General features: G+C 65.1%; 27 protein-coding genes, 1 tRNA gene and 1 riboswitch. Of the genes, 10 read left to right on the forward strand and 18 right to left on the reverse strand.

From position 1 onward, the window contains the following. The first annotated feature begins 89 nt into the window (after positions 1-89). The 3 genes from JQ631_RS16900 (at position 90) to JQ631_RS16910 (ending at position 2,711) form a co-directional block, all read left to right on the forward strand. Positions 90-1,760 carry an FAD-binding dehydrogenase gene (locus JQ631_RS16900; RefSeq protein WP_212327767.1) on the forward strand — a complete coding sequence of 557 codons (1,671 nt, stop codon included), beginning with the start codon at positions 90-92 and terminating at the stop codon, positions 1,758-1,760. A gap of 122 nt (positions 1,761-1,882) precedes the next feature. Then, positions 1,883-2,233 (forward strand): RidA family protein, encoded by a 351-nt coding sequence (locus JQ631_RS16905; RefSeq protein ID WP_212327768.1) that lies wholly within the window; start codon positions 1,883-1,885, stop codon positions 2,231-2,233. Between the two features lie 112 nt (positions 2,234-2,345). Further along, the gene (locus tag JQ631_RS16910) at positions 2,346-2,711 is read left to right on the forward strand and encodes a nuclear transport factor 2 family protein (RefSeq protein ID WP_212327770.1); all 366 of its coding nucleotides are present in this window, start codon (positions 2,346-2,348) and stop codon (positions 2,709-2,711) included. A 47-nt stretch (positions 2,712-2,758) separates the two neighbouring features. On the opposite strand, the gene JQ631_RS16915 is transcribed toward JQ631_RS16910, so the two are convergent. The 11 genes from JQ631_RS16915 to JQ631_RS16965 all read right to left on the reverse strand — a co-directional run bounded on the left by JQ631_RS16915 (position 2,759) and on the right by JQ631_RS16965 (position 13,180). Further along, complete coding sequence (locus JQ631_RS16915; protein ID WP_212327771.1) at positions 2,759-3,601, reverse strand: amidohydrolase family protein; 843 nt, start codon at positions 3,599-3,601, stop codon at positions 2,759-2,761. A gap of 3 nt (positions 3,602-3,604) precedes the next feature. Further along, positions 3,605-4,585 carry an aldo/keto reductase gene (locus JQ631_RS16920; RefSeq protein ID WP_212327773.1) on the reverse strand — a complete coding sequence of 327 codons (981 nt, stop codon included), beginning with the start codon at positions 4,583-4,585 and terminating at the stop codon, positions 3,605-3,607. A 100-nt stretch (positions 4,586-4,685) separates the two neighbouring features. Beyond that, a complete protein-coding gene (locus JQ631_RS16925; RefSeq protein ID WP_212327775.1) occupies positions 4,686-5,618 on the reverse strand; it encodes a sugar-binding protein in 933 nt (310 codons plus the stop codon). 90 nt (positions 5,619-5,708) lie between these two features. Further along, on the reverse strand, positions 5,709-6,779 hold the full coding sequence (locus JQ631_RS16930; protein WP_212327777.1) for an ABC transporter permease: 1,071 nt from the start codon (positions 6,777-6,779) through the stop codon (positions 5,709-5,711). Further along, the gene (locus tag JQ631_RS16935; RefSeq protein ID WP_212327778.1) at positions 6,779-7,537 is read right to left on the reverse strand and encodes an ATP-binding cassette domain-containing protein; all 759 of its coding nucleotides are present in this window, start codon (positions 7,535-7,537) and stop codon (positions 6,779-6,781) included. Before JQ631_RS16935 ends, JQ631_RS16930 begins: the two co-directional genes overlap by 1 nt. An 11-nt stretch (positions 7,538-7,548) precedes the next feature. Further along, the gene (gene xylA, locus JQ631_RS16940; RefSeq protein WP_212327780.1) at positions 7,549-8,871 is read right to left on the reverse strand and encodes a xylose isomerase; all 1,323 of its coding nucleotides are present in this window, start codon (positions 8,869-8,871) and stop codon (positions 7,549-7,551) included. Continuing rightward, complete coding sequence (xylB, locus tag JQ631_RS16945; RefSeq protein ID WP_212327781.1) at positions 8,868-10,325, reverse strand: xylulokinase; 1,458 nt, start codon at positions 10,323-10,325, stop codon at positions 8,868-8,870. The genes xylA and xylB overlap by 4 nt, the downstream gene beginning before the upstream one ends. A gap of 145 nt (positions 10,326-10,470) precedes the next feature. Continuing rightward, positions 10,471-11,529 (reverse strand): LacI family DNA-binding transcriptional regulator, encoded by a 1,059-nt coding sequence (locus JQ631_RS16950; RefSeq protein ID WP_212327783.1) that lies wholly within the window; start codon positions 11,527-11,529, stop codon positions 10,471-10,473. Positions 11,530-11,619: 90 nt separating this feature from the next. Beyond that, complete coding sequence (locus tag JQ631_RS16955) at positions 11,620-12,084, reverse strand: GNAT family N-acetyltransferase (protein ID WP_212328628.1); 465 nt, start codon at positions 12,082-12,084, stop codon at positions 11,620-11,622. A gap of 2 nt (positions 12,085-12,086) precedes the next feature. Continuing rightward, positions 12,087-12,599 (reverse strand): GNAT family N-acetyltransferase, encoded by a 513-nt coding sequence (locus JQ631_RS16960; RefSeq protein ID WP_212327784.1) that lies wholly within the window; start codon positions 12,597-12,599, stop codon positions 12,087-12,089. After that, positions 12,599-13,180 (reverse strand): helix-turn-helix domain-containing protein, encoded by a 582-nt coding sequence (locus JQ631_RS16965; protein WP_212327786.1) that lies wholly within the window; start codon positions 13,178-13,180, stop codon positions 12,599-12,601. The genes JQ631_RS16960 and JQ631_RS16965 overlap by 1 nt, the downstream gene beginning before the upstream one ends. A gap of 174 nt (positions 13,181-13,354) precedes the next feature. Here JQ631_RS16965 and JQ631_RS16970 point away from each other — a divergent pair, with 174 nt between their 5' ends. Beyond that, positions 13,355-14,347: an alpha/beta fold hydrolase gene (locus JQ631_RS16970; RefSeq protein ID WP_212327788.1), complete on the forward strand. Its 993-nt coding sequence runs from the start codon at positions 13,355-13,357 to the stop codon at positions 14,345-14,347. 5 nt (positions 14,348-14,352) lie between these two features. On the opposite strand, the gene rpiB is transcribed toward JQ631_RS16970, so the two are convergent. Both rpiB and JQ631_RS16980 read right to left on the reverse strand, forming a co-directional pair. Further along, a complete protein-coding gene (gene rpiB, locus JQ631_RS16975) occupies positions 14,353-14,802 on the reverse strand; it encodes a ribose 5-phosphate isomerase B (protein WP_212327789.1) in 450 nt (149 codons plus the stop codon). A 17-nt stretch (positions 14,803-14,819) separates the two neighbouring features. Then, positions 14,820-14,893: transfer RNA gene (locus JQ631_RS16980), tRNA-Gly, on the reverse strand. A 175-nt stretch (positions 14,894-15,068) separates the two neighbouring features. Here JQ631_RS16980 and JQ631_RS16985 point away from each other — a divergent pair. The 5 genes from JQ631_RS16985 to JQ631_RS17005 all read left to right on the forward strand — a co-directional run bounded on the left by JQ631_RS16985 (position 15,069) and on the right by JQ631_RS17005 (position 17,985). Continuing rightward, complete coding sequence (locus tag JQ631_RS16985) at positions 15,069-15,647, forward strand: methylated-DNA--[protein]-cysteine S-methyltransferase (RefSeq protein WP_212327791.1); 579 nt, start codon at positions 15,069-15,071, stop codon at positions 15,645-15,647. Positions 15,648-15,656: 9 nt separating this feature from the next. After that, on the forward strand, positions 15,657-16,496 hold the full coding sequence (locus JQ631_RS16990; RefSeq protein WP_212327792.1) for a helix-turn-helix transcriptional regulator: 840 nt from the start codon (positions 15,657-15,659) through the stop codon (positions 16,494-16,496). A 55-nt stretch (positions 16,497-16,551) separates the two neighbouring features. Beyond that, positions 16,552-16,911: a VOC family protein gene (locus JQ631_RS16995; protein ID WP_212327793.1), complete on the forward strand. Its 360-nt coding sequence runs from the start codon at positions 16,552-16,554 to the stop codon at positions 16,909-16,911. A 143-nt stretch (positions 16,912-17,054) separates the two neighbouring features. Beyond that, positions 17,055-17,465 carry an SRPBCC family protein gene (locus JQ631_RS17000; protein WP_212328629.1) on the forward strand — a complete coding sequence of 137 codons (411 nt, stop codon included), beginning with the start codon at positions 17,055-17,057 and terminating at the stop codon, positions 17,463-17,465. A gap of 100 nt (positions 17,466-17,565) precedes the next feature. Next, positions 17,566-17,985, forward strand: coding sequence for a hypothetical protein (locus tag JQ631_RS17005; RefSeq protein WP_212327794.1), 420 nt, complete (start codon positions 17,566-17,568; stop codon positions 17,983-17,985). Here the strand turns inward: JQ631_RS17005 and JQ631_RS17010 are convergent. The 4 genes from JQ631_RS17010 to JQ631_RS17025 all read right to left on the reverse strand — a co-directional run bounded on the left by JQ631_RS17010 (position 17,982) and on the right by JQ631_RS17025 (position 22,429). Beyond that, positions 17,982-19,418 carry an MATE family efflux transporter gene (locus JQ631_RS17010; RefSeq protein WP_212327795.1) on the reverse strand — a complete coding sequence of 479 codons (1,437 nt, stop codon included), beginning with the start codon at positions 19,416-19,418 and terminating at the stop codon, positions 17,982-17,984. The genes JQ631_RS17005 and JQ631_RS17010 overlap by 4 nt on opposite strands. 166 nt (positions 19,419-19,584) lie before the next feature. Beyond that, positions 19,585-20,637, reverse strand: a complete 1,053-nt coding sequence (locus tag JQ631_RS17015) for a hypothetical protein (RefSeq protein ID WP_212327796.1) — start codon at positions 20,635-20,637, stop codon at positions 19,585-19,587. 142 nt (positions 20,638-20,779) lie between these two features. Beyond that, complete coding sequence (locus tag JQ631_RS17020; RefSeq protein WP_212327797.1) at positions 20,780-21,190, reverse strand: PAS domain S-box protein; 411 nt, start codon at positions 21,188-21,190, stop codon at positions 20,780-20,782. A gap of 102 nt (positions 21,191-21,292) precedes the next feature. Beyond that, positions 21,293-22,429, reverse strand: coding sequence for a 2'-deoxycytidine 5'-triphosphate deaminase (locus JQ631_RS17025; RefSeq protein ID WP_433995508.1), 1,137 nt, complete (start codon positions 22,427-22,429; stop codon positions 21,293-21,295). A gap of 80 nt (positions 22,430-22,509) precedes the next feature. Then, positions 22,510-22,589: riboswitch (SAM riboswitch) on the forward strand. A gap of 72 nt (positions 22,590-22,661) precedes the next feature. On the opposite strand from JQ631_RS17025, the gene JQ631_RS17030 reads away from it, so the two are divergent. Continuing rightward, complete coding sequence (locus tag JQ631_RS17030; RefSeq protein ID WP_212327800.1) at positions 22,662-23,858, forward strand: O-succinylhomoserine sulfhydrylase; 1,197 nt, start codon at positions 22,662-22,664, stop codon at positions 23,856-23,858. A 120-nt stretch (positions 23,859-23,978) separates the two neighbouring features. Here JQ631_RS17030 and JQ631_RS17035 read toward each other — a convergent pair whose 3' ends face one another. Continuing rightward, the gene (locus tag JQ631_RS17035) at positions 23,979-24,980 is read right to left on the reverse strand and encodes an SGNH/GDSL hydrolase family protein (protein ID WP_212327802.1); all 1,002 of its coding nucleotides are present in this window, start codon (positions 24,978-24,980) and stop codon (positions 23,979-23,981) included. Positions 24,981-24,989: the final 9 nt, after the last annotated feature.

A 24,989-nucleotide genomic window follows, 5' to 3' on the forward strand; every position in this document is an offset into this window, starting at 1 on the left:
TGGAACAAGTTAACGATGCCTTACGCGACAAGCCCTTGATCTCAGTTGCAACCGCTGGCTTCAATCCGGGCAACTACAGGGGGGAACTCATGGCCGGGCATTCGACCGAGCAGGCTGACGTCATTGTCGTCGGCGGAGGACTATCCGGACTGGTGGCGGCGACCGAGATTGCCGACGCCGGCAGGCGCGTGATCATCGTCGATCAGGAGGGCGAGCAGTCGCTCGGCGGCCAGGCGTTCTGGTCGTTCGGCGGCCTATTCCTGGTTGATTCGCCGGAGCAGCGCCGGCTCGGCATCAAAGACTCCTTCGACCTTGCGATGCAAGACTGGCTCGGTACCGCCGGCTTCGACCGCGACGAGGACTTTTGGCCGCGCAAATGGGCGGAAGCGTATGTCGCGTTCGCGGCCGGCGAGAAGCGCGACTGGCTGCGCGCGATGGGGCATCGCATCTTCCCCGTGGTCGGCTGGGCCGAGCGCGGCGGTTATGACGCGATGGGCCACGGCAATTCGGTGCCGCGCTTCCACGTCACCTGGGGCACCGGGCCCGGTATCGTCGAACCGTTCGAGCGCCGCGCGCGCAAGGCCGCAAAGAGCGGCCGGCTGATCTTCAGGTTCCGTCATCGTGTCGATGCGCTCTCCATCACCAACGGCACGGTCGATGGCGTCAGCGGCGCGATCCTCGCGCCCGACAATGCCGAGCGCGGCAAGAGCTCGTCGCGCAACGTCGTCGGCGAGTTCGCGCTGAAGGCCCAAGCCGTGATCGTCGCCTCCGGCGGTATCGGCGGCAATCATGACCTGGTGCGAGCGAACTGGCCGGAGCGGCTTGGCACGCCGCCGAAATTCATGATTTCAGGCGTGCCCGAACATGTCGATGGCCGCATGATCGGCGTCACCGAGAAAGCGGGCGCGCGGCTGATCAATCGCGACCGCATGTGGCATTATGTCGAGGGCATCCAGAACTGGTCACCGATCTGGCCGCGTCACGGCATCCGCATCCTGCCCGGACCCTCCTCGATGTGGTTCGACGCAACGGGCACGCGGCTCCCGGCGCCGCTCTTCCCCGGCTCCGACACGCTCGGCCAGCTCAAATACATCATGTCGACGGGCCATGATTATTCCTGGTTCATCCTGACGCAGGCCATCATCAAGAAGGAGTTTGCGCTGTCGGGATCGGAGCAGAATCCCGACCTCACGGGCAAGAGCTGGCGCATGACCTTGCGACGCGCCACCAACAAGGGCGCGCCCGCGCCGGTGGAGGCGTTCAAGAGCCATGGCGTCGACTTCATCGTGCGCGACAACATCGAAGACCTCGTCGCCGCGATGAACAAGCTCGCCGGCAACGATCTGCTCAAGCTCGACGAGGTCAGGATGCAGATCGAGGCGCGCGACCGCGAGATCGCTAACCCTTACGTCAAGGACGCGCAGGTGATGAACATCCACAATGCGCGGCGCTATATCGGCGACAAGCTGATCCGCACGGCCTCACCGCACAGGATTCTCGATCCGGAAAAGGGCCCGCTGATCGCGGTCAAGCTCAACATCCTCACCCGCAAGACACTGGGCGGCTTCGAAACCGATCTGGACTCGCGCGTGTTCGGCGCCGAAGGGCAAATCATTCCCGGGCTCTACGCGGTCGGCGAAGCCGCGGGCTTCGGTGGCGGCGGCGTGCACGGCTATCGCTCGCTGGAGGGCACGTTCCTCGGCGGCTGCCTGTTCTCGGGCCGCAATGCAGGCCGCGCCGCGGCGAAGGCGGTGGGGTAGATCTTGCAGCCGGCCTGCTTCCGCAGGACGCATGCGTCATCGACGATGCATGCGCCCCCGGGGTGGCACAGCGGGGTGCGCTGCGCTAGACAGGGTCGCCATTCCCACCAGGAGATCCTCCAATGAGCATTCAGCGTTTTGAAACCGGCCCGCGCATGAGCCAGGTCGTCGTGCACGGCAACACCGTCTATCTCGCCGGTGTCGTCGCCAGCAACGCAGCCGGTGAAAGCGTGACCAAGCAGACCCAGGACATCCTGAAGACCATCGACGGCCATCTCGCCAAGGCCGGCACCGACAAGTCGAAGCTGCTGTCGGCCACGATCTACATCACCGACATGAAGACGTTCCAAGAAATGAACGCGGTGTGGGACGGCTGGGTCTCCCCAGGCAACACCCCCGCCCGCGCCACCGTCGAAGCCAACCTGGCGTCGCCGCAGTACACGGTCGAGATCATGGTGACTGCAGCGAAGTAATTTCGCGACAAATTCACGCGCGCCGATGACCCCAGAGGTAATCGATCGGCGCGCGTGAACCTTCGATAGTGACGGTCAGCCGAACCACACGGCGCCATCGAAGGAGAGCACCATGACCGACCATGTCACCATCGCCCGCCGCTATATCGATCTCTGGAACGAGCGCGCACAAAATCGCCGCCGCGAATTGCTCGGCGAGTTCTGGACGGCGGATGCGAGCTATGTCGATCCGCTGATGAAGGGCGACGGCCGCGATGGCATCGACGCGCTGATATCAGGCGTGCAGCAGCGCTTTCCCGACTTCAAATTCAGCCTGATCGGCGAGCCCAACGGCTACGGCGATCACGTGCGTTTCTCGTGGGGCCTCGGACCTGACGGCGTCGACAGCCCGATCAAGGGGACCGATTTCGCCGTGCTGAAGGACGGGCGGATCAGGAGCATCACCGGGTTTCTGGATCAGGTGCCCGCGGGCGCGTGACCTTTTTTACCCTCCCCTCCGGGGGAGGGTAACCGCCTCCGGCGCAATCAGGCGAGCCGGTACGCAGCCCTCGCGTTCACCCCGAAGGCCTTCTCGCGCGCGCGTGTGCCCAGCTTCGCAAGGCACGCCTCCAGCGCGTTCTTGATCTCGCCAAAGCTGCCCGCGAGCAGGCACACCGGCCAGTCTGACCCGAAGATCAGGCGGTCCTCGCCAAAACAATGAGCCACGTGCTGGACGAACGGAAACAGAAGCTCGGCATCCCAATCGTCCCACTTCGCTTCGGTCGCGAGGCCCGAGACCTTGCACCAGACATTGCTGCAGGCTGCGAGCGCCGCGATGCGGTCAGACCATTCGGCGCTGCCGCCATCGGCGATCGGCGGCTTTGCGGCGTGGTCGAGCACGAAGCGGGCCTGCGGAAAGGCTTTTGCGGTTGCGATCGCAGCCGGCAGCTCGCGGGTGCGGACGAGGAAGTCGTAGGTGAGATCACGGGCGAACATTTCAGTCAGTCCGCGCCGGACGTCGTCGCGCAGCAGCCAGTCGGGATCGGCCTCGTCGTGGACCTGGTGGCGGATGCCGACCAGCTTTGCGCCGCCCGGCAAAGTGCGCAAGCGGTCGAGCGTGTCGCCAAGCGCGGCATCGGTCAGATCGGCCCAGCCGACGACACCGATCACGGAAGGCGTCGCATGCGCGATCCGCAAAAACTCCGCCGTCTCCGCGAGCTCGGAGCGGCATTGCACCACGATGCTCGCGTCGATGCCGTTCGCCTTGAGCAGCGGCGCGAGATCGGCGGGGCCGAAGGCGCGGCGGATCGGCGCAAGCTCGGGCGCCGCCATCCAGGGGTAGTCAGCGCGCGCGGGATCCCAAAAGTGCTGGTGGGCGTCGATGGCCATGGCTCATGCTCCGCCCGGCAGCGGCGCCCGCGCATCGACGAGGTTTTTGGCGCGCAGCTCCTGCCAGAAGGCTTGCGGCACGGTACGCTCCGACATCGCGATGTTGTCGGCGACCTCGGCGGCGTTGCGCGCGCCCATCACGGCAACGGTCACGGCCGGATGGGCCATGCAGAACTGGTACGCCGCGGCCTTCAGCTCGGTGCCGTGCTCGCGGCAGAGCCGATCGAGCTCGAGCGCGCGTGCGACGAGGGCCGCGTCGGCGTCCTCATAGTTGAACTTCGCGCCCGCATGCGGATTGGCAAGGATGCCGCTGTTGTAGATGCCGCCGAGCAGGATGCCGATTTTCCTGGCCTTACAAATGGGAAACAGCGCGTTCAGCGCACCCTGATCCAGCAGCGTGTAGCGGCCGGCGAGCAGGAAGCAGTCGACCGGCACGGCTTCGGCGAAACGCGTAAGCATCTCGGACTGATTCATGCCGGAACCGATCGCCTTCACGGTGCCGTCGTCGCGCAGACGCATCAGCGCGCGGAAGGCGCCGCTGACGGCATCGTCGTAGTGATCATCGGGGTCATGCACGAGCAGGACATCGACGCGATCGAGCCCGAGACGGTTGAGGCTCTCTTCGACCGAGCGCATCACGCCGTCATAGCTGAAATCGAATAGCGGCCGCAGCGCAGGCGCATCCTTGAAATGATCATCCTCGACCGTACCAGGGCCCGGCGGCCGCAGCAGGCGGCCGACCTTGGTCGAGATCGCATAGGAGTCTCGCTGCTGCTGCCGCAGGAAGCTGCCGACACGACGCTCGGCCGAACCAAAGCCGTAGAGCGGCGCGGTATCGAAGAATCGGACACCGAGTGACCAGGCCCGCGCGAGTGTGGCCTCCGCATCCGCATCGCTGACCGCCGAGAACAATCCGCCGAGCGGCGCCGAGCCAAGGCCGATCGAAGTGACATCGAGACCGTCAGCAAGCCGGGTGCGCTTCATTGCAGTTTCCTTCCAAAAGCAATACTCCCTCCCCCGCAGGGCGGGAGAGGGAGTGTAGCGCAGGAACGTCGGGGCTGGGAGACGTTCCTGCTCGACGTCCCTACTTCAGGAGCTGGGCGACGTTGTCCTTCGTCACCAGATCGAGACCGGTGTAGATCGTTTCCGGAACCTTCTGGCCCTTCTTGATCGCGAGCAACGTGTCCATCGACTTCTCGCCCATTTCGAACGGACGCTGGCCGGTGAGCGCGTTGGAGTAACCGTCGCGCAGCAGCTCGAGCTGCATCTTCAGCGTATCGGCAACGACGAGCGTCAGCTTGCCGCCGTCGATGTCCTTCTTGTTCTTGTTGACGAAGGCCTTGAAGCCCTCGGGCGCGAACATCGGCCAGCCGCCGACCGGAACGATCGCGGCGAGATCCGGCGTCGCGGTGCGCAGGTCCGTCATCTGCTGGACCGCAAGCGTGGAATCGTCGTTGCAGAAGGTCGGCGACCCCTGCACTTCGACCCACTTCGAGCCCTTCAGCGCTTCGCGGACACCATCGACGCGTTCGGCAAGGTTCTTGGCGCCCGGACCACCGGAGACCATGGCATATTTGCCGCCATCGGGCCGAAGCTGCAGCAATTGCTTGCCGAGCGCCACGCCGAAGTCCTTGTTGTTGGTGCCGATATAGGCGATGCGCTTGGAGCCCGGCGCGTCCGCGTCAAACGTGATGACGGGGATGCCGGCCGCGGTCGCAGCCTCAATCGACTTGGTCATGGACGCAACGTCGGCGACCGAGATCGCGAGCCCATCCACCTTCTGGGTGATGAAGTCCTGGATGATCTGCGCTTGCGTCGCCGGCTCGTGCTCGATCGGCCCCTTGTAGATGCACTCGACGTTGCCGAGTTCCTTGGCCCGCTTCATGCAGCCGTCACGCGCCACGTCGAAGAACGGGTTGTTCATCGCCTTGGGAACGACGGCGAACTTGTAGGTCTGGGCAAATGCCGGGGTCGCCATCATCGCGATGGTCACGCCGGCCAACAGAAGCTTCTTCATACCATTCCCTCCACACTTTGCTGCCTATCCATTTGTGATGCTCCGGCAGGCGGATAGACGATCTTTCGTTGTCCTTCCGGAGTAACTCAGTCAGGTCATGCGCGAGCGGATGCGGTCGACCAGCACGGCAAGGATGATGATCACGCCCACCAGTGTCTGCTGCCAGTAGGAATTGACCTGCGCGAGCACGAGGCCATTGCGGATCACCTCCAGCAGCACGCAGCCGACGATGGCACCGAGCGGACCGCCGAGGCCTCCGGCGAGGTTGGCGCCGCCGATCACCGCGGCGGCGATGACGTTGAGCTCGTAGGACGTCGCCATATTCGCAGGCGCGGATCCCAGCCAGCCCGAGATGATGATGCCTTGCAGGCCGGCAGCGAGCGCGCAGATCACATAGACTTCGATCTTCACGCGCACGACCGGGATACCGGTCAATTCCGCCGCCTTCTCGTTGCCGCCGAGCGCGAAGACATGGCGGCCGAAGCTCGTGTGATGCAGCACGACCGCCATCACGACGGCAAGTATCACCAGGTAGATGAAAGGCGCCGGCAAGCCGAATACGTCGCCCGAGGTCAACGCGTAGAAAGATTCGGCATCGGGGCCGCCCGGAAAGCTGCCGCGGCCGTTCGAGACGACGTAAGCGAGCCCACGCACGATCGAGAGCATGCCGAGCGTGGTGACGAAGGGCGACAGCCCGAGCACCGCAATGCAGAAGCCATTGATAAGCCCGACGATGAACGCGACGAACAGGCCTGCGAGCACCGAGATCAGCAGGATCAATCCGGGCACATTGGCGACGACCGTCTTGCCGTCGGTCGCCAGGTGAACGAAGTACGATCCCGGCGCCGACAACTCGACCATGACCATGGAGGTGATCATCGCGGAAAAGCACATCATCGAGCCGACGGAGAGATCAATGCCTCCGGTGATGATGACGAACGTGATTCCGAGCGTGGCGATGGCGATGAAGGAAAAGTTCTTCGCCACGTTCTGCATGTTGCCCTCGGTGAAGAAATAGGGGCTTGCAAAACGCATCACGATCATCAGCACCACGAGCGCCAGCAGGACGTAGCCCGTTTGCGAGGCAAAGATGCCGCGCTGCCACCATTTGGTCTTGCCGACGTTCGAGAACGTGACGGGAGATTCCAGGGGCATGGCCATCACGCCGCCTCCTTCGCGCCAGTGATGAGAGCCGTGACTTCCTCGGGGGACGTCTCGTGGATCGGCTTGTCGGCCCGCTTCTCGCCGCGGCGCATGACGATCACGCGGTCGCAGACGGCAAATACGTCGGGCATGCGGTGGGAGATCAGCATCACGGCGACGCCCTGCTCCTTCAGACGGTGGATCAGGCTCAGGACCTGCTCCACCTGACGTACGGAGATCGCGGCCGTCGGCTCGTCCATCATCACGAGCTTGGCGTTGGACAGCCGCGTCCGGGCGATCGCCACGGCCTGACGCTGGCCGCCGGACATCTGCTTGACCAGATCATACGGCCGGGTCTCCGAGCGCAGCTCGCCGAACAGCTCCAGCGCGCGCGACGCCATCGCCTTATGATCGAGCAGCGCGATCGGGCCGAACTTTCGCTTGAGCTCGCGGCCGAGGAAGACGTTCGCCGCTGCCGTCAGATTGTCGGCGAGCGCGAGGTCCTGATAGACGACCTCGATTCCGACCCCGCGGGCGTCGACCGGGCGACTGAAGTTGACCGCATTGCCGCCGAAGCGGATCTCGCCATGGGTCGGACGGAAATTGCCGGCGATGATCTTGACGAGCGTCGACTTGCCGGCGCCGTTGTCGCCCATCAGGCCGACCACCTCGCCCGGGTGAACATGCATGTCCACACCATGCAGCGCCCGGATCGCGCCGAACTCCTTGCCGATGCCGGTGAGTTCGAGGACCGGCGTTGTATCAGCACTTGCCATGACGACCTCGCTCAGACGTAGCGGTTGACGAGAGATTCCAGATATTCCTGCCGGCCGGAGCGCGGCTGCGGGTCGAAGCCCGCCCCGAGCGCGCGATCGGACAGATCGGCGAGCGAACGCTGGCCGCCGAGAATGGCGCGCCCCTCAGGCCCGGCCCATCCCTCGTAGCGCTTGGATAGCGGCGCCGTGAGGGCGCCGGCATCGAGCATGTCGGCGGCGGCAAGGAACGCCCGCGCGCAGGCATCCATCGAACCGACATGGGCATGGATCAGGTCATCAGGATCGATCGACTGCCGACGGATCTTGGCGTCGAAATTGAGCCCCCCCGAGGTGAAGCCGCCGCGATCCAGCATCTCGTGAAACACCAGCGCCAGCTCGCCCACATTCATCGCGAACTGGTCGGTGTCCCAGCCGAGCAGATCGTCGCCGCGGTTGATGTCGAGCGAGCCGAACACGCCGAGCGCCTCGGCAAGCGCGACCTCGTGATGAAACGAGTGGCCGGCGAGGATGGCGTGGTTCTGCTCGATGTTGAGCTTGACGTCCTTGAGCAGATCGTAACGCGCGAGGAAGCCGTAGCAGGTGGCGACGTCGAAATCATACTGATGCTTGGTCGGCTCCTTCGGCTTCGGCTCGATCAGGATTGGGCCCTTGAAGCCAATCTTGTGCTTGTGCTCGACCACCAGCGAGATGAAGCGGCCGAGCTGGTCGAGCTCGCGCTTGAGATCGGTGTTGAGCAGCGTCTCGTAACCCTCGCGCCCGCCCCAGAGCACATAGTTCTGGCCGCCGAGCCGGTGCGTCACCTCCAGGGCGGCACGGACCTGGCCGGCGGCGTAGGTGAAGACGTCAGGGTCCGGATTGGTCGCGGCGCCCGCCATGTAGCGGCGATGCGTGAACAGATTCGCGGTGCCCCACAGCAGGCGGACCTTCGCTGATGCCATCTTCTTTTCGAAGATATCGCCGATCGCATTGAGGTTGGCGACGGATTCGGCAAGCGTCGCGCCTTCCGGCGCGGCATCGGCATCGTGGAACGTGAAGAAGGGCACGTCGAGCAGGCGAAACAGTTCGAAGGCGACATCGGCCTTGGCGCGCGCCATCGCCATCGCATCGCTGCCGTGATGCCAGGGCCGCAGGAACGTCTCGCCGCCGAAGGGGTCACCGCCGGGCCAGCACAGCGAATGCCAGTAGCAGACCGCAAAACGCAGATGATCCTCCAGCCTGCGGCCGTGAACCATGCGGTCCTTGTCATACCAGCGGAAGGCCAGCGGGTTTTTGGCATCCTTGCCCCCATAGGCGACCGGGTCGGCTGCGCCGAAGAATTTTGGCAACGCGTTCACTGGGAAAACTCCTTCAGCGCGGGATAGAGCTTGCGCCACTGGCGATAGGCCTCGTCGTAGGCCGCAGTGCGCGACGGGTTTGGTGTGAATGTCGCAAGGCGCCGCGGACGCGTGCAGACTTGCGCGGGATTTTCGCCCGTGGCGGCGAGCCGGCCGAGCCTGGCGGCACCGAGCGCGGCGCCGACCTCGCCCTCCTCGATGCGATGCACGGCAATGCCGAGCACGTCGGCGCAGATCTGCGCCCACAACGCCGAGCGCGAGCCACCGCCGACGAGATCAACTTCGGTGATGGCCCCGCCCGCAGCGCTCAGCACTGCCAGATTGTCGCGCGCGGCGAAGGCGACGCCTTCAAGCACGGCCTGGACGATCTGGTTGCGCCCGGTCGTACCGCGCAGGCCGACGAACGCGCCGCTCGCGGCGGCATCGTTGTGCGGCGTGCGCTCGCCGTCGAGATAGGGCAGGAATTTGATGGGGCTCGGACCATCAACACGCTCGCCGAGCGGCGCCAGCAGGGTCGCGGCCGGCACCTCCATGACGCCGGCAAGCCAGGCGAGCGAGGCGGCCGCCGACAGCATCACGCCCATCTGGTGCCACAAGCCGGGCAGCGCGTGACAGAACGCATGCACCGCCGCTTGCGGCGCCGGCGCAAAGCGATCGGTGACGCGAAAGATAACGCCGGAGGTGCCGAGCGACAGGAAGGCATCACCGGGCGCGATCGCACCGAGCCCGATCGCACTCGCCGCGTTATCACCGGCTCCGCCGGCAACAACGACGTTGTTTGCCATGCCCCAGCGTTGCGCGAATTCGGGCGCGAGCGTCGCGCTCGCCTCGCTGCCCTCGACCAGGCGCGGCATGTGGTGCAGGTCGAGCCCGGTGGCATGCAGCAGCAGCGCCGACCAGCGACGCTGGCCGACGTCCAGCCAGAGCGTGCCGGCAGCATCCGACATGTCCTCGACCATCTCGCCGGTCAGGCGATAGCGCACATAGGCTTTCGGCAGCAGCACCTTTGCCACGCGCTTGAAAATATCGGGCTCGTGCCTGGAGACCCAGAGCAGCTTGGGTGCGGTGAAGCCGGGCATCGCCAGATTGCCGGCAATGCCGTGCAATGATGGGCAGCGGCGCTCGAGCTCGACACATTCGGCATGCGAGCGGCCGTCATTCCAGAGGATGGCGGGGCGCAGCGGGCGTCCCTCCGCATCCAGAAGCGTCGCGCCGTGCATCTGCCCTGACAGTCCGATGCCGCGCACACCGGCAACATCGCGCGGATGAGCGGCGGCGAGATCGTCGACGGCGCCAATGGCGGCCTCGACCCAGGCATCCGGATCCTGCTCGGACCACAGCGGCTGCGGATGCGACAGCGCAAGCTCGCGCGCGGCCGTCGCGACAACCGCGCCAACCTCGTTCACGAGCACCGCTTTCACACCGGATGTGCCGATGTCTACTCCGAGATACAAACTCGTCCCTCCCTCTTCCTTTGAGCGTGACCTGGTCGGAAAACCGCAGCCTGGTTTTCCGGCTCACGCTGCCGCGGCGCACGATCTGACGTCGCACTTTCCGCAATCACTCGACTCAACACACAACGCACCGCGCGCCTTTCGGCTACGGCAGATTGTCCCGCATCAGGATGTCGATGCGGATACTCTCCTGTTCACTCAAGATCGGCTCGTTACGCGCAAGCGACAGCAGCACGCGCACGGCGGCGCGCGCCTCGTGCCCCGGGTTCTGCGAAATCGCGGCATCCAGCGTGCCCTGGAGCAACAGCTTTCGCGTCATCGCCGTGAGATCATGAGCGATGAACACGATCTGCTTCTCGCGGCCGGCCTCGGTCAGGGCATTGGCCACGCCTTGCGTGCCGGCGCCGACATTGTAGAGGCCGATGATGTCTGGATGCTTGCCGAGCAGCCGCGATATCAGCTGCTCGGAGCGGTCGTCGTCGTCGCGCCCCTCGAGCAGAGGCAGGACGTCGAGGTGCGAAAATTCCGACGCCATCACCTGATTGAAGCCGAAAATGCGTTCGGCATGGTCGCGCAGGCCCTGCGAGCCCGCGATGATCCCGATCTTGCCGGACTTCTGGCCGACCAGACGTCCGACCAGTGCGCCGGCGGTGCGGCCGGCAGCGATGTTGTCGATCCCGACATAATGCTGGCGGCGCGACGACGGCACATCCGAGACCAGCGTCACCACCTTGGTGCCGGCATCGACGAGATCGTTGATCGCGGCGCGAACGCCGGGATGATCGAGCGCCACCACGGCAATGCCGTCGTAACTGCCGGAGAGCGCCTCGAGCGATGCCGCCAGCACGGATGGATCGAACACATCCGTATTGACCAGTTCGACGCTGAGACGGCGGGCCGAGAGCCACGCCGACATCTCGCCGAGATAGGCCTCGATCTGCTGCATGAACGGGTTCGCCCCCGTCGGCATGACGAAGGCAAACCGACGGGCACGGCCGCGGGCGAGTTCGGCCGCCGCCACGTGCGGCTGAAAGGCGTTGCGCGCGATGATCTCCTGGACGCGCCGGACCGTGTCGGGCCGCACGCCGGGGCGGTTATGCAAGACGCGGTCGACTGTCGCCAGGCTGACACCGGCCTCACGGGCGATGTCCTTCAGCGTCAGCGCGGCGGAGGCAGTCAGACTTTCGGAAGTCTCTTGGGCCATGCCTGAAGGCTAGCAGAGGTGTTTTGAGGTACGCAACTCATTTTGAGGGACAAGTCGCGATCTTCGAGTCCCGGTTGCGCTGGCCGCGACTTAGCGGCGGGCCAGATCAAGCGTCAGAAATAGACTGTTGGAATCCTCGACATAGCTCTCAAACGGGGCGCAAGGCACGAAGCCGTGGGCCTGGTAGAGCGCATGCGCCGGCTTGAAATATTCCCATGACCCTGTCTCCAGGCTCAACCGCTTGATGCCGCGCTGGCGCGCCTCGGCGATGATGTGGCGGAGCATCAGGCCACCAAAGCCGCGACGGCGCGTGGTCTGGAGCGTGTGCATCGACTTCACCTCGCCGTGGTCCGCCGAGAGCGTCTTCACCGCGCCGGTCGCGACCAGAGTCTCACCGTCCCAGCCGGTCCAGAACGCAACATCGTGGGCGCGCAGGCCGGCGAGATCGAGCGCGTGCGCGCTGCCCGGAGCGGTCTGCGCCCGTGCCGCCGCGACATGGTGGTCGAGCAGCGCGACGACGCGCGGATCGAAGGTGTCGCCGGTGCGGATCTGCATCGTCATGGCCTCACGTCACTTGCAAGCGTCTTCTGCATGAAGACGAGATCGAGCCAGCGGCCGAACTTGCAGCCGACCTCCGGCATGCGGGCGACCTCGACAAAGCCGAGCGAGGCGTGAAGACCGATCGAGCCGGTATTGAGGGCCTCGATCCCGGCAATCATCGCATGCTTGTTCAGCGCCGTGGCGCGCTCGAGCAGCGCGGCCAGCAGGCTGCGGCCGATGCCGGCACGATGATGCCGCTCGTCGACATAGACCGAATTCTCCACGGTGTGGCGATAGCCGGGGAAGGGACGGAAATCGCCGAAGGAGGCGAAACCGACCACGTCCCTGCCCTTCATCGCGACCAGCACCGGATAGCCCGCCCCTTGCCGCGTGCGGATCCATTCGCGCCGTGAGTCCAGGTCAGCCGGACCGTCGGTCCAGACCGCCGTGGTGTTGATCGCGGCGAAATTGTAGATGGCGAGGACATCCTCGGCATCCTCGAGCGTGGCGTCCCGTACGATCAGCGACATCAGATTTTCCCGTAAGAGGTGCCGCGCCGCGTGATGATGACGTAGCGGGCATCTTGTTTGGTTTCGTTCTCGAAGGTCACGGCGCGCATCACGTCGAAGTCGAGGCAATCGCCTTCGCGCAGGCGCACCGTCTTGGCGTCGATATGCACGCAGACCGCGCCCTCCAGCATCAGGAGTTGCTGCGTGAAGGCATTGCGGCCCCAGGGGCTGTAGGGCACGCGCGCGCCGGCCGGCATGTCGACGACGATGACCTCGATGCCGCTCGCCGCATCGACCGGCGAAGCATGGCGCCGCCGGTAGCCGCTATCGGGATCGCGCCATTGCGGCTGGTCGGCGAGCCGCGTCAGCCGCTCCGGCGGCTTTTCCGAGAGCGCGACGACGTCGCTGAGCGAGACGTCGAGCGCCGCGCAGAGCTTGTTGAGCAGCGCCGCCGTGGCACTGCTCTGCGCCCGCTCCACCCGCCCGATCATGGCCCGGCTGACACCGGAGCGCGTTGCAAGTTCGTTCAGGGTCATGCCGGCCTGTGTCCTCAGGATCTTCAAGCGGCGACCGATCGCCCTGTCGAGTTTTTGCTGGTCCATGGTCTTCCGATCCGAACATCGCCCGGCGCATGGACCGCATCCGCCGGACTGAGAAACCTTAGGCTGGAGCGGCGGCGCGTGCCGGGAGCGAGGGGCTAATATATTGGAATCTTTGCACGCCTGACAGCACCGTCTAGGATAGGCCAAACGACCATGCAGCGGGGAGGCGATGACATGAGCGGACCGACGCAGCGGATCATCAAGGCCAACGGCATCAACCTCAACTTCGCCGAACAGGGCGAGGGGCCGCTGGTGCTGCTCTGCCACGGCTTTCCCGAAGGCTGGTATTCCTGGCGTCACCAGCTCGAAGCGCTGGCCGCCGCCGGCTACCACGCCGTCGCGCCCGACATGCGCGGCTACGGCAAGAGCGACAAGCCGGAGGCGATCGACCAGTATACGATCTTCCACATGATCGGCGATCTCGTCGGCGTGCTCGACGCCCTTGCCGTGAAGGATACCGTCATCGTCGGCCACGATTGGGGTGCGGGGATCGCCTGGCACGCGGCGCGCTTGCGGCCCGATCGTTTCCGTGCTGCCGCCATTCTCAGCGTTCCCTACCGTCCGCGAAGCGAGGTCCGGCCGACCAGCGTCATGCCGCAGACGGCGGAGGCGCAATTCTATCAGCTGTACTTCCAGGAGCCGGGCGCGGCCGAGGCGGAGTTCGAGCGTGATCCGCGCGCGACACTTGGTGCGATGCTGTTTGGTGGTTCCGGCGAAGGAGCAGCCATGATCCGCGCCAATGCCGAGCGCGCCGGCCGGACCGTCGGCGTCGGCATGGTCTCGCGCAAGGACGGCATGCTGCCGAAAGTGCCGGTGCCGCTGCCATCATGGCTGAGCGCCGCCGACCTCGATTATTACGGCGGCGAATTTGCCCGCAGCGGTTTTCGCGGGCCGCTCAACTATTATCGCAACATCGATCGCAACTGGGAACTGATGGGCGCGTTCGAGGGCGTGAAGGTCGTGGTGCCCTCGCTCTACATCGCGGGCGACCATGACATGGTGATCGCCTTCCCCGGTGCGGCAGAGCATCTCGCCAACATGAAGCAATGGGTGCCGCAGCTGCGCGAGATCAAGATGCTGCCCGGTTGCGGACACTGGACGCAGCAGGAGCGGCCGAACGAGGTGAACTCGGCGCTGGTCGATTTCCTGCGCAGCCTGCCGGGCTGAGAGCCCTAGCAGGAACTCAGCTTGTCGATACGCTTTTGATGGCGACCGCCTTCGAACGCCGTGCCCAGGAACGCTTCGACGCATTCCTTGGCGACCACATCGCCCGTCGTGCGTCCGCCCAGCGCCAGAACATTCGCGTCGTTGTGCTGGCGGCACAGCTGCGCGCCGGTGGCATCGTGCACGAGCGCGCAACGGATGTGCGCATGGCGGTTGGCGGCAATCGAAATGCCAATGCCCGATCCACAGACCAGAACGCCGCGCCCGGCCTTGCCATCCTTGATCGCGTCGGCGAGCTTGTGGGCGAAATCGGGATAGTCGACGGAGGCGGCACTGTCGGTGCCAAGGTCCAGCCAGGCCACATCGGGCAGCGCCGACTTCAGCGCTTCCTTGAGGGCAAAGCCCCCGTGATCACAGGCAATCGCGACCACGCGCGTGCTCTCGTCCTTGTCGGCCATTTGCTATCCTGAGGCTTTGGAGCGGGCGAAGGGAATCGAACCCTCGTATGCAGCTTGGGAAGCTGCCGTTCTACCATTGAACTACGCCCGCTGATGCGCGTCTTCCGCACCCGTCCTGATTAGCCGAGACGGTGTCCGGCGCCAAGCGGTTTGGCGCGTCAGGCCGGATGGTTGTTAACGTCCTGGCAAGATTCCAGGTGCGCCGAATTGTGGCAGTGTTATGATCCGGCGTCTGGGGAAAAACCTGCACTGAGTGGGGCGTGTGCATGGTGGGGCGGGCTTACGCAATTTTCGACACGGCGATAGGCCGTTGCGGCATTGTCTGGAGCGATTCCGGCGTCGTCGCCGTGCAGTTGCCGGAGGCGCGGGAGATCGACACCCGCCGCCGGATTTTCCAGGTCCATCCCGAGGCGCGCGAGCAGGCGGCGCCGCTCAACGCCGAACTGGCGATCGAGGGCATCGTCACCTTGTTGCAGGGCGGCGATCCTGATTTTTCCGACGTCAGCCTCGATGCCGGGGATGTGCCGGCCTTCAACCGGCGGGTCTATGAATATGCCTGCACCATCGCGCGCGGGGAGACGCGCAGCTATCACGAGATCGCCAAGGCCCTGGGTGTCTCCGGCGCCGCGCTTTCAGTGGCGCAGGCGATCTCGCGAAATCCCTACATGATCATCGTGCCCTGCCACCGGGTGCTGGAAGCGGGCGGCTATGCCGACCGGATCTCGCCTTACGGCGGGGTGATCTCCAAGCGGCGGCTGCTGGCGCTCGAGGGCGCCCACCCGATCGCCAGCAAGACGCTGTTCGAGGTGCTGCTGCCCGTTGCCCCGCCGCGCTCGCCTTCCTAAATATTCGGGATGGATGCAACCACACTGCTGACGTCCCAAGCGATGACGGTCTCCGAGTTTCGCTGCGACGCGGGACCTAGCGATATGCCGTTTGCCGAGTGCCGCACCGGCCATTCCATCGCCTACGTGCGCTCGGGCAGTTTTGGGTGCCATTGCCGTGCCGGCTTCTTCGAACTGGTGGCGGGCTCGCTGCTGGTCGGTGCGCCCGGCGAGGAATACACCTGCACGCATGAACACGTCTCCGGCGACGTCTGCCTGTCCTTCTTCTTCAGCGAGGAGCTGGTTGATACGCTCGGCGGACGACGCGAGACCTGGCAGGTCGGCGCGACGCCGCCGCTGCCCGAGCTGATGGTGCTGGGTGAGCTCGCCCAGACGGCGGCAGATGGCAACAGCGACCTTGGGATAGACGAGGTCGGCCAGATTCTTGCGAGCCGCTTCGTCGATGTGGTCTCGGGCAAGCCGCGCAAGCAGGCCTCACCGACGGCCCGTGACCGCCGCCGCGCAGTCGAGGCCGCGTTATGGATCGACGACAACTCGCATGCCGGGATCGATCTCGAACGGGCCGCGCGTCTGGCAGATCTGAGCCCGTTCCATTTCCTCCGGCTGTTTTCCAACGTGCTCGGTGTCACCCCGCATCAATATCTCGTGCGCTCGCGGCTGCGTCACGCGGCGCGCCTGCTCACCGACGATGACATCGCGGTCACTGACATCGCCTATGACGTCGGCTTCGGCGACCTCTCCAACTTCGTCCGCACCTTCCACCGCGCCGCCGGCATGTCGCCGACAAAATTCCGTCAGGCCTCGAAGGGCGGGCGCAAGATTCTCCAAGAGCAGCTCGCCCTCAACTGACTAGGGTCGTCTCCGGCGCGCGCCACAAGCGGCGCGCTTTGCAATGGAGACGACCATGTATGACCATATCGGACTGCGCGTTGCCGACCTCGACGCCGCCACGCGCTTCTACACCGCGGTGCTGGCGCCGCTCGGTTACGTGCTGTGCTCGAGCGGCGACGGCTATGCCGGTTTCGGACCGAAGGGCGAGCCGGCGCTCTGGCTGCATCTGAACAAGGGCCGCAAGGCCGACGGCGCGCATATCGCGTTTCGCGCCCAGGACCATGACGCGGTGAAAGCATTTCACCGCGAGGGCCTGAAGAGCGGCGGCCATGACAATGGCGGCGCCGGGCCGCGCAAGGATTACAGCCCGACTTATTATGCGGCGTTCTTGATCGATCCCGACGGCAACAATGTCGAGGCGGTTTGCACGTGAGCCCTCGCTGCTAGCCCCGTCATTGCGAGGAGCGAAGCGACGAAGCAATCCGGACTATCTCTGCGGACACATTCCTGGATTGCTTCGCTGCGCTCGCAATGGCGGCGTGTGCGGTGACGACTTCCCCAATCAAGGACACCTTCATGGCCTCCATCCACAACGACATCCCCCTTCCCGCATCGGCCCGCGACGTCTGGGATGCGGTGCGCGATTTCGGCGCGCTGCCGCAGCGGCTGGCGCCGGGCTTCGTCACGGCCTGCACGCTCGACGGCGACGCGCGCATCGTCACCTTCGCCAATGGTTCGGTGGCGCGCGAGACTCTGGTCGATTGCGACGACGCGCGGCAGCGGCTGGTGTATGCGATCGACAACGAGCGGCTGAAGCACTACAGCGCCTCGGTGCAGGTCATCACCGAAGGCGAGGCAAACTGCCGCCTGGTCTGGATCATCGACATGTTGCCGAACGAGCTTGCGCCTTACGTACAGGAGCAGACCAAGGCCGCCGTGATCGCGATCCACAAGGCATTTCCCCTGCCGGCCGATAGTCCTGCGTGACCTTCCTCACAGAGCGTTCGGACCGGCCGCTCTAACCATGACCGATACGTCCGGTTGGCTCTGCCGTCCCGGTGGAGCGCCATGGCGCGAGGAGCTGGTCATGAGAGGTGCCAAGAAGCTGATCTGCGCGGCAGCCGCCGCGATGATGCTATTTTCGATCACGAACACACCGGCGCACGCGCAGTTCGCCGGCTTCGGCGGCGGCGGAGGCGCCGGGGGTCAGGACATGATGACCCAGATGGCGCCGATGCTCGAGATGATGAAGTCCAAGATGGGCAAGCGCCGCTTCGCCTCGCTGATGCAGACCATGGGTCCGATGATGGACGGCAGCGGTGGCGGAATGGGCAGCATGATGGGCGGCATGGGCAGCATGATGCCGGGCGGCTTCGGCGGCATGGGTGGCGGCGACATGATGAGCATGATGAGCAGCCCCATGGCCGGCCAGATGATGGCGATGATGCCGCAGATGATGAGCATGATGAATTTCGGCGGCGGCGGCCGGCATCACCGGCACCACTAGCTCGTCAGCGCCGGACGTATCGCAACCTTGCTTTGGCGCGGTCCCCAGCGCGTCAGCACGACACTGGAGCATGAGAGCAGGCCGAGCACGACCATCGAGCTCGCGGCGAGCCAGAAGAAGTCCTGCGCCGTGGCGTCATGCGTCGACAGCCACCAGCCGCAGGTCGCGATGTAGACCAGACGCGCGGTCTGCGCCAGCACCGGGCCGAGCACCTTGGCCGCGCCTTGCGACGAGAAGTACATCGTCGAGGCAAGACCGATGAAGGCGTAGAACGGCGCCACCGTCGACAGATATTGATGGCTGGTCGCGCGCACCGTGGTGCTGTCCGTAAAAATGTTGACCCAGAGGTCGGGGAACAGCGCGACGAGACAGGCCGGCGCGCCGACTGCGACGAAAGCAGTGGCGCCCGCGATCCAGGCGATGCTCCGCGCGCGCCCGATGCGGCCGGCGCCGACCGCCATGCCGATCATCGGCACCGAGGCAATGCCGAACGAGAACGCGATCGAGGTCAGCAGGAATTCCAGCCGCGCGCCGATGCCGTAGCCGGCGAGGATCGCAGTGCCGAACTTCGCCAGCATGTGGGTGAAGATCGAGATCGTCAGCACCGATTGCAGCGGCGAGAAGCAGGCGATGGCACCGACCTTGAGGATATCGAAGAACATCGCCCATTGGATGCGCAGTCCGCGCAGCTTCGGCACGACGCGCGCGCGGCCGGAGAACAGATACCAGCCCATCACGCTGATGTTCATGGAATAGGCGATCAGCGCGCCGGCGGCGACGCCGCGCATGCCGAGTTGCGGGAAAGGTCCAAGCCCGAGGCCCAGCGTACCGCCGAGCACGATCTGCCAGACCGCGGAGTTGAGGATCAGGAACGACGGCAGCCTCATATTGCCGGTGCCGCGCAGCACGCCCGCCATGGTGTTGAGCAGCCAGGGCAGCACGGCACCGCCGAAAAACACCTGCGTGTAGGCGATCGCATGCGCCAGCACATTGCCGCGGCCGCCAAGCATCGTGAGCACCTGGGGACCGAAGATCAGCATGCCGAGCATGAAGACGAGCCCGAAGGTGATGCCGATCAGCAGCGCATGCGCGGCAAGTGTGCCGGCACGCTCGCGGTCGCCGGCGCCGAGCGCGCGTGCGATCGCGGAGGCCACCGCGCCGCCCATGGCGCCGCCCGACATGGTCATGGTCAGGATCACTGTCGGAAACACCAGCGCCATCGCGGCCAGCGCTTCCACGCCGAGACGGCCGATATAGGAGGTCTCTGCGATCACCACGCAGGTGCCCGCGGACAGTGCGACCACGTTCGGCCAGGCGAGCCCGAGCAGCGTGCGCAGGATCGGCCCGTCCATCAACGCGCTCCGCACCGGACGCGGTGGCGGCGGCAGCGGACGCTCCTGTTCATCGACCGGGATCTCGGCGACCTCAGTCATTTCCTCTCCGGGGCACAAGCGCCATTTGCGGCGCGGCAATGCATAGGTGTGACAATCAATTTCCTCGCGCGAAAGGCGCGGCCAGCACTTGTTAGCACGGCGGCTGCCGATTCCGCCTGCGTCAGGTGCAGGCGTGCCCTGCGGCAGCGCATTTCAAGCGGTGGAATTAGCTGATCGTCCAGACCAGAGGCGACCGGCCGCCCACTGTCGGGCGCAGATGCACAGCAATGTGCCGGCCGCATCCCGCAGCCAGTCCATCGAACAACCCCTCGAGCACCTTGGCGCAGGCACGATGATAATCGGGGACGTCGTCCATCAGCTTCCAGCTCTGCTGACGGATTTCGAGGCTACCTTCGGATTGCGTCGTCTCAGCCACGTCGTCCTGTGCAGAGAACAACGCGCCGATGAACGATGCGAACTCGCTTGCGCCACCGCGCGTCATCGACAGTGCCGCCGCGACCTCGTCGAAATACTGCATGCCGATCAGTTTGCCGGTGAGATGCAGGAGATAGCCGGCATCTTCCGGGCCGAACAGCTGCACCATCACGGGCGCTGCCGTGCGCACATATTCCATCGCATAGTTGCGATAGGCCTTTTCCAGGCGCGCCTTCGGCCAGCTCGCGACCGGCAACGCCGGCGCGGTCTTCGCATCGAACAGCGGCGCTTCGAGATGGCGCGCGAACACCAGGCGCTGGTCGAGCTCCAGCGGGTGGTCGTATTGATGATAATAGCCTTCGAGCCCGTCCTGACCGTCGACGCTCTGCTTGGTACAGACGAAGCCCAGCCTGGTGTCGCCGAGCGCGACGCCGTTGTTGGCGTGCCAGCCGCGCAGCATCGCCCGTGAGACCTCGCCGGGCACCCCGCAGATCGCGGTGCCCTTCCAGATCCAGCGCGGCGGCGGATAGCGTATCCAGGCCTTGGTGTCGCTCTCATACATGTATTCGACGTGCACGCCGCCGATCCAGTTGGAGAGATAGTGATATTGCGCAGCCGCCACCGCCGGCGGCAGATGATCGATCCCGAGCTTCTTGAGCCCCGGCAGGAAGCGCTCCTGCTGCTGGCGGCGGAACACGCGGAAGACGAATTCCGCCGCATCGGCCGTGCCGCGGCGCGTGACCACGGTGAGGATGAGGCCGGTGAAGTAGGCGTGATAGAGGTCGGCAACCGCGCGCCAGCGTTTCCATTGCGCGTCCAGCGCGGCATCTGCTGCTGCGGTCATGTTCACTCCCGATCGTTGTTTTGATCGAGTGTGTCACCGCGCCGGATGACAGGCAACATGATGCGCGTGCAGGGCTCCCTGCACGATCGGCTCGTCAATTCCGCATCACGAAGTTTGCGAAGCCTTAATTCTGCGAAGCCTTTTAATTCTGCGAAGCCTTGGCCGCGCGCTCGCGCTCGACGCGCTCGGTGACGTCGCGCGCCATTGCGACCGATCCCTGGACAATGCCGCCTGCATCCCGCACCAGCGCGAAGGTCATTTCGATGTAGAGCTTGCGTCCGCTCTTGTGCAGCGCGCGGGTCAGCGTCGGTCGGCCCGCAAGCTTCATCGTCCCGCTGGCGAGCGCGGCCTCAAAACCCTTCCAGTGCGCGGCGCGCAGATGTTCGGGGATGATCAGGTCGAGGTTCTGGCCGAGCGCTTCATCCGCGGTGAAGCCGAACAGCGCGGTGGATGCCCGATTCCAGCGCGTGATCGTGCCGGAGCGATCCGAATAGATCAGCGCGTCCGCGACGTCGTTGAGGATGTTTGCGTCGAGTCGGGATTGATCGGTCATGGCGCCACCTCGTAGCCCGGATGCAGCAAAGCGTAATCCGGGATATTGCCACAAATGAGCTTCCCGGATTTCGCTTCGCTCCATGCGGGCTACAGGATGTGGCTACACCCGAAAATGCTTCGATAGTTTGAGGCCCTGCGCCTGGTAGTTCGAGCCGATGCGCTGGCCGTACATGGCATCAGGGCGTGCCAGCATCTTCTCGTAGACCAGGCGGCCGACGATCTGGCCGTGCTCGAGGATGAACGGCACTTCGCGCGAGCGCACTTCCAGCACGGCGCGGGAACCCTGTCCGCCCGCGCCGGCATAGCCGAAACCGGGATCGAAGAATCCGGCATAGTGCACGCGGAATTCGCCGACCAGCGGATCGAACGGCACCATCTCCGCGGCGTAATCGGGCGGCACCTGCACCGCTTCCTTGGAGGCGAGGATGTAGAACTCGCCGGGATCGAGGATCAGGCTGCCGTCGGGACGCGCCGAGATCGGCTCCCAAAATTCCTCCACGCCATAGCCCGAGCGACGATCGACATCGACCACACCGGTGTGGCGCTTGGCGCGGTAGCCGACGAAGCCAGTGCCCTTTTCGCCGGAGAGATCGACCGAGACGGCCACGCCGCCGGCAAGATCGGCATCATCCATGTCGACGAGACGCTCGGAGGCATGCAAGCTTTCGAGCGCGTCGGCATCGAGGATGGCGTCACCGGTGCGAAAGCGAACCTGCGACAGCCGCGAGCCTTCGCGCACCAGCACCGGAAACGTCTTCGGGCTGATCTCGGCATAGAGCGGACCGTGATAGCCGGCGCCGATCATGTCGAAGCGGCGAGTGCCGTCGGCGATGACGCGGGTGAAGACATCGAGGCGGCCGGTCGAGCTTTTGGGATTGGCGGCCGCGACGATCTCCGGCGGCAGCGCAAGGCTTTCCAGCAGCGGCACGATGTAGACGCAATTGGTCTCCAGCACCGCGCCATCAGCGAGGCTGAACTCATGCAGCTTCAACTGATCGATGCGCTCGGCGACCGTGGCGCCCGGACCAGGCAGGAAGCTCGCACGGACGCGATAGGCGATGTCGCCGAGGCGGAGATCGAGGCTTGCCGGCTGGATCTGGCTTTCGACGAAATCGTATGCGGGCAGGATGAGGCCCGCTTCCGCCATCGCCGCGATCATGCGGTCGGGCAGGATACCATTGGCGTCGGGCGCGACCGTGAACGTCAACCGGGGGTCCTCATCTGGGGTCAAATGCATCCGGACATGCCGGAAATACTAGCCTTTTACGGCTATCCGATGGACGCCTTGACGGAAAGGCCATTGCGGAATATGAGCATCACTTATCCCGTGGTGATTTGAGCCGGCCGGCTTGCAGCCACGTTAAATAAGTCGCTAAACAGGCCGGGGACCTCTGTGATCCCGGCCCGTGGAAGTTATCCAGGCCGGTTTTTTTGTGACCATTTTCAGATGGTCACGCAGAGGAGGTCCTATGTCGAAGTCCCCGGCGTCCGCCGCGCAATATCGTCCCGAAACCCGTCTGGTCCATTCCGGCACCCTGCGCTCGCAATATGGCGAGACGTCGGAGTCGCTGTTCCTGACCCAGGGCTATGTCTACAACAGCGCCGAGGAGTGCGAGGCGCGGTTCAAGGGCGAGGACCCCGGCTTCATCTATTCGCGCTACTCGAACCCGACGATCGCGATGTTCGAGCGCCGCATGATCGAGCTCGAAGGCGCTGAGGCCGCCCGATCGGCCGCAACCGGCATGGCCGCGGTGACGACCGCGATCCTGGCGCCGCTGAAAGCCGGGGACCACGTGGTGGCATCGCGCGCGCTGTTCGGCTCCTGTCTCTACGTCGTGCAGGATCTGCTGCCGCGCTACGGCATCGAGACCACGCTGGTCGACGGTGCCAATCTCGATGAATGGCAGCGCGCGGTGAAACCCAACACCAAGACGTTCTTCCTGGAGAGCCCGACCAATCCAACGCTCGACGTGCTCGACATTCCCGGCATTGCCGAGATCGCGCACGCAGGCGGCGCGCGGCTCGTGGTCGACAACGTGTTCGCGACGCCGATCTGGCAGAGCCCGCTCGCGCTCGGCGCCGACGTCGTCGTCTACTCCGCGACCAAACACATCGACGGCCAGGGCCGTTGTCTCGGCGGCATCATCCTGTCGTCGGAGGCCTTCATCGCCGAGCACATCCACAATTTCATGCGCCAGACCGGTCCGTCGATCTCGCCGTTCAACGCCTGGGTCCTGCTCAAGGGCCTGGAGACGCTCGGCGTGCGCGTGCGCGCGCAGACCGACACCGCGGCGCGCATCGCCGACGTGCTGGCGAGCCATCCCAAGATCGCACGGCTGGTCTATCCGGGCCGCGATGATCATCCGCAGGCCGCGCTGGTGAAGAAGCAGATGCGCGGCGGTTCGACGCTGGTCGGCTTCGAGGTCAAGGGCGGCAAGGCGGCTGCGTTCCGCGTGCTCAACGAGCTGAAGCTCGCAAAAATCTCGAACAATCTCGGCGATGCCAAGAGCCTTGTCACGCACCCCGCGACGACGACGCATCAGCGGCTGAAGCCGGACGTGCGCGCCGAGCTCGGGATCGGCGAAGGATTCATTCGCTTCTCGGCCGGGCTCGAGCACGCGGATGATCTGATCGAGGATCTGACTGCGGCGCTGGAGAAGGCGTGAGGCAATGGAGGTCTCGTAGGGCGGGCAAAGCGAAGCGTACCCACGTGCCTTTATCGCGAGACTCACAGACAGATGGTGGGCACGGCGCTTCGCGCCTTTGCCCACCCTACGGCAGCGGGGTTACATCGGCCGATAGGTCCGCACGTCGGCGGGCACGTTCACGCCGAGCTTGATCTGCCCGACCGAGCGGATGATGTCGTCGCCGAGCAGCTGGGCGAAGCAGGCGTAGCCCCAATCGTTCATGTGCAGGCCGTCGGCGATGACAAAGCTCTCGACCGGAAGCGACTGCTTCTCGTGCCAGTCGCGCATCACCTCGAAGCGCGGGAAGATACCGATGTGACGGAGCTCGGCGACCTTGCCGAGCAGTTTCACCATCTTGCTCGCGCTTTCGGGACGCTCGGTGACGCGCGGTGAATATTGCGGGTCGACCAGCACGACGTCTGCGTCGCCGGCAGCCTGGATGCGGGTAACACCGTCCTCGACCAGCTTTGCGGTATCGCCGGGATCGAGATTGCGCAGCACCGCGTTGGTGCCGACCTGCCAGATCACGAGATCCGGATGCACATCGATCACCTCCTTCTGGAGGCGCTTCATCATCTCGGGCGCATCCTCGCCGCCGACGCCAGCGTTGATGACGGAGATATCGGCAGTCGGATATTGCCGGCGCAGCTGCGCAGCGAGACGGTTCGGATAGTTGAAGTCGGGCGAGGTCGCGCCGTAGCCCGCGGTCGACGACGAACCGAAAGCGACAATCACGACAGGCCGGCCGGCGATCAGCTTGTTCGCGACATGCGGCAACGAGCCCATCGCCTTCACGCCGCCCTTCGGCGACAGGCACGGCACGCGGCTGAAAATGTCGCCGGCGGATTTCGCGACCTGCTTCACCTTGTCGATGGCGCGCGAGGTGAGACCGCGCGGCTCGGTGGACTGCTGGGTGGTCGCTGCAACCGTGGTTTGCGACGGTGAGACCGGTGCGGGATCAGCGGCCGACTGCGGCGCGGGCGTCGCCTGCGCCGTTTGCGCGCGCGCCGGCGTCTGCGCAAAGGGCGTCAACATCAGCAGCGCCGCCGCTGCGGGCGCAGCCAGCCATGTCGACAGGCAAAAAGGGCGGAGAGAACTCATTAACGCTAG

This window comes from Bradyrhizobium manausense (genome assembly GCF_018131105.1).
Lineage (GTDB): Bacteria > Pseudomonadota > Alphaproteobacteria > Rhizobiales > Xanthobacteraceae > Bradyrhizobium > Bradyrhizobium manausense_B.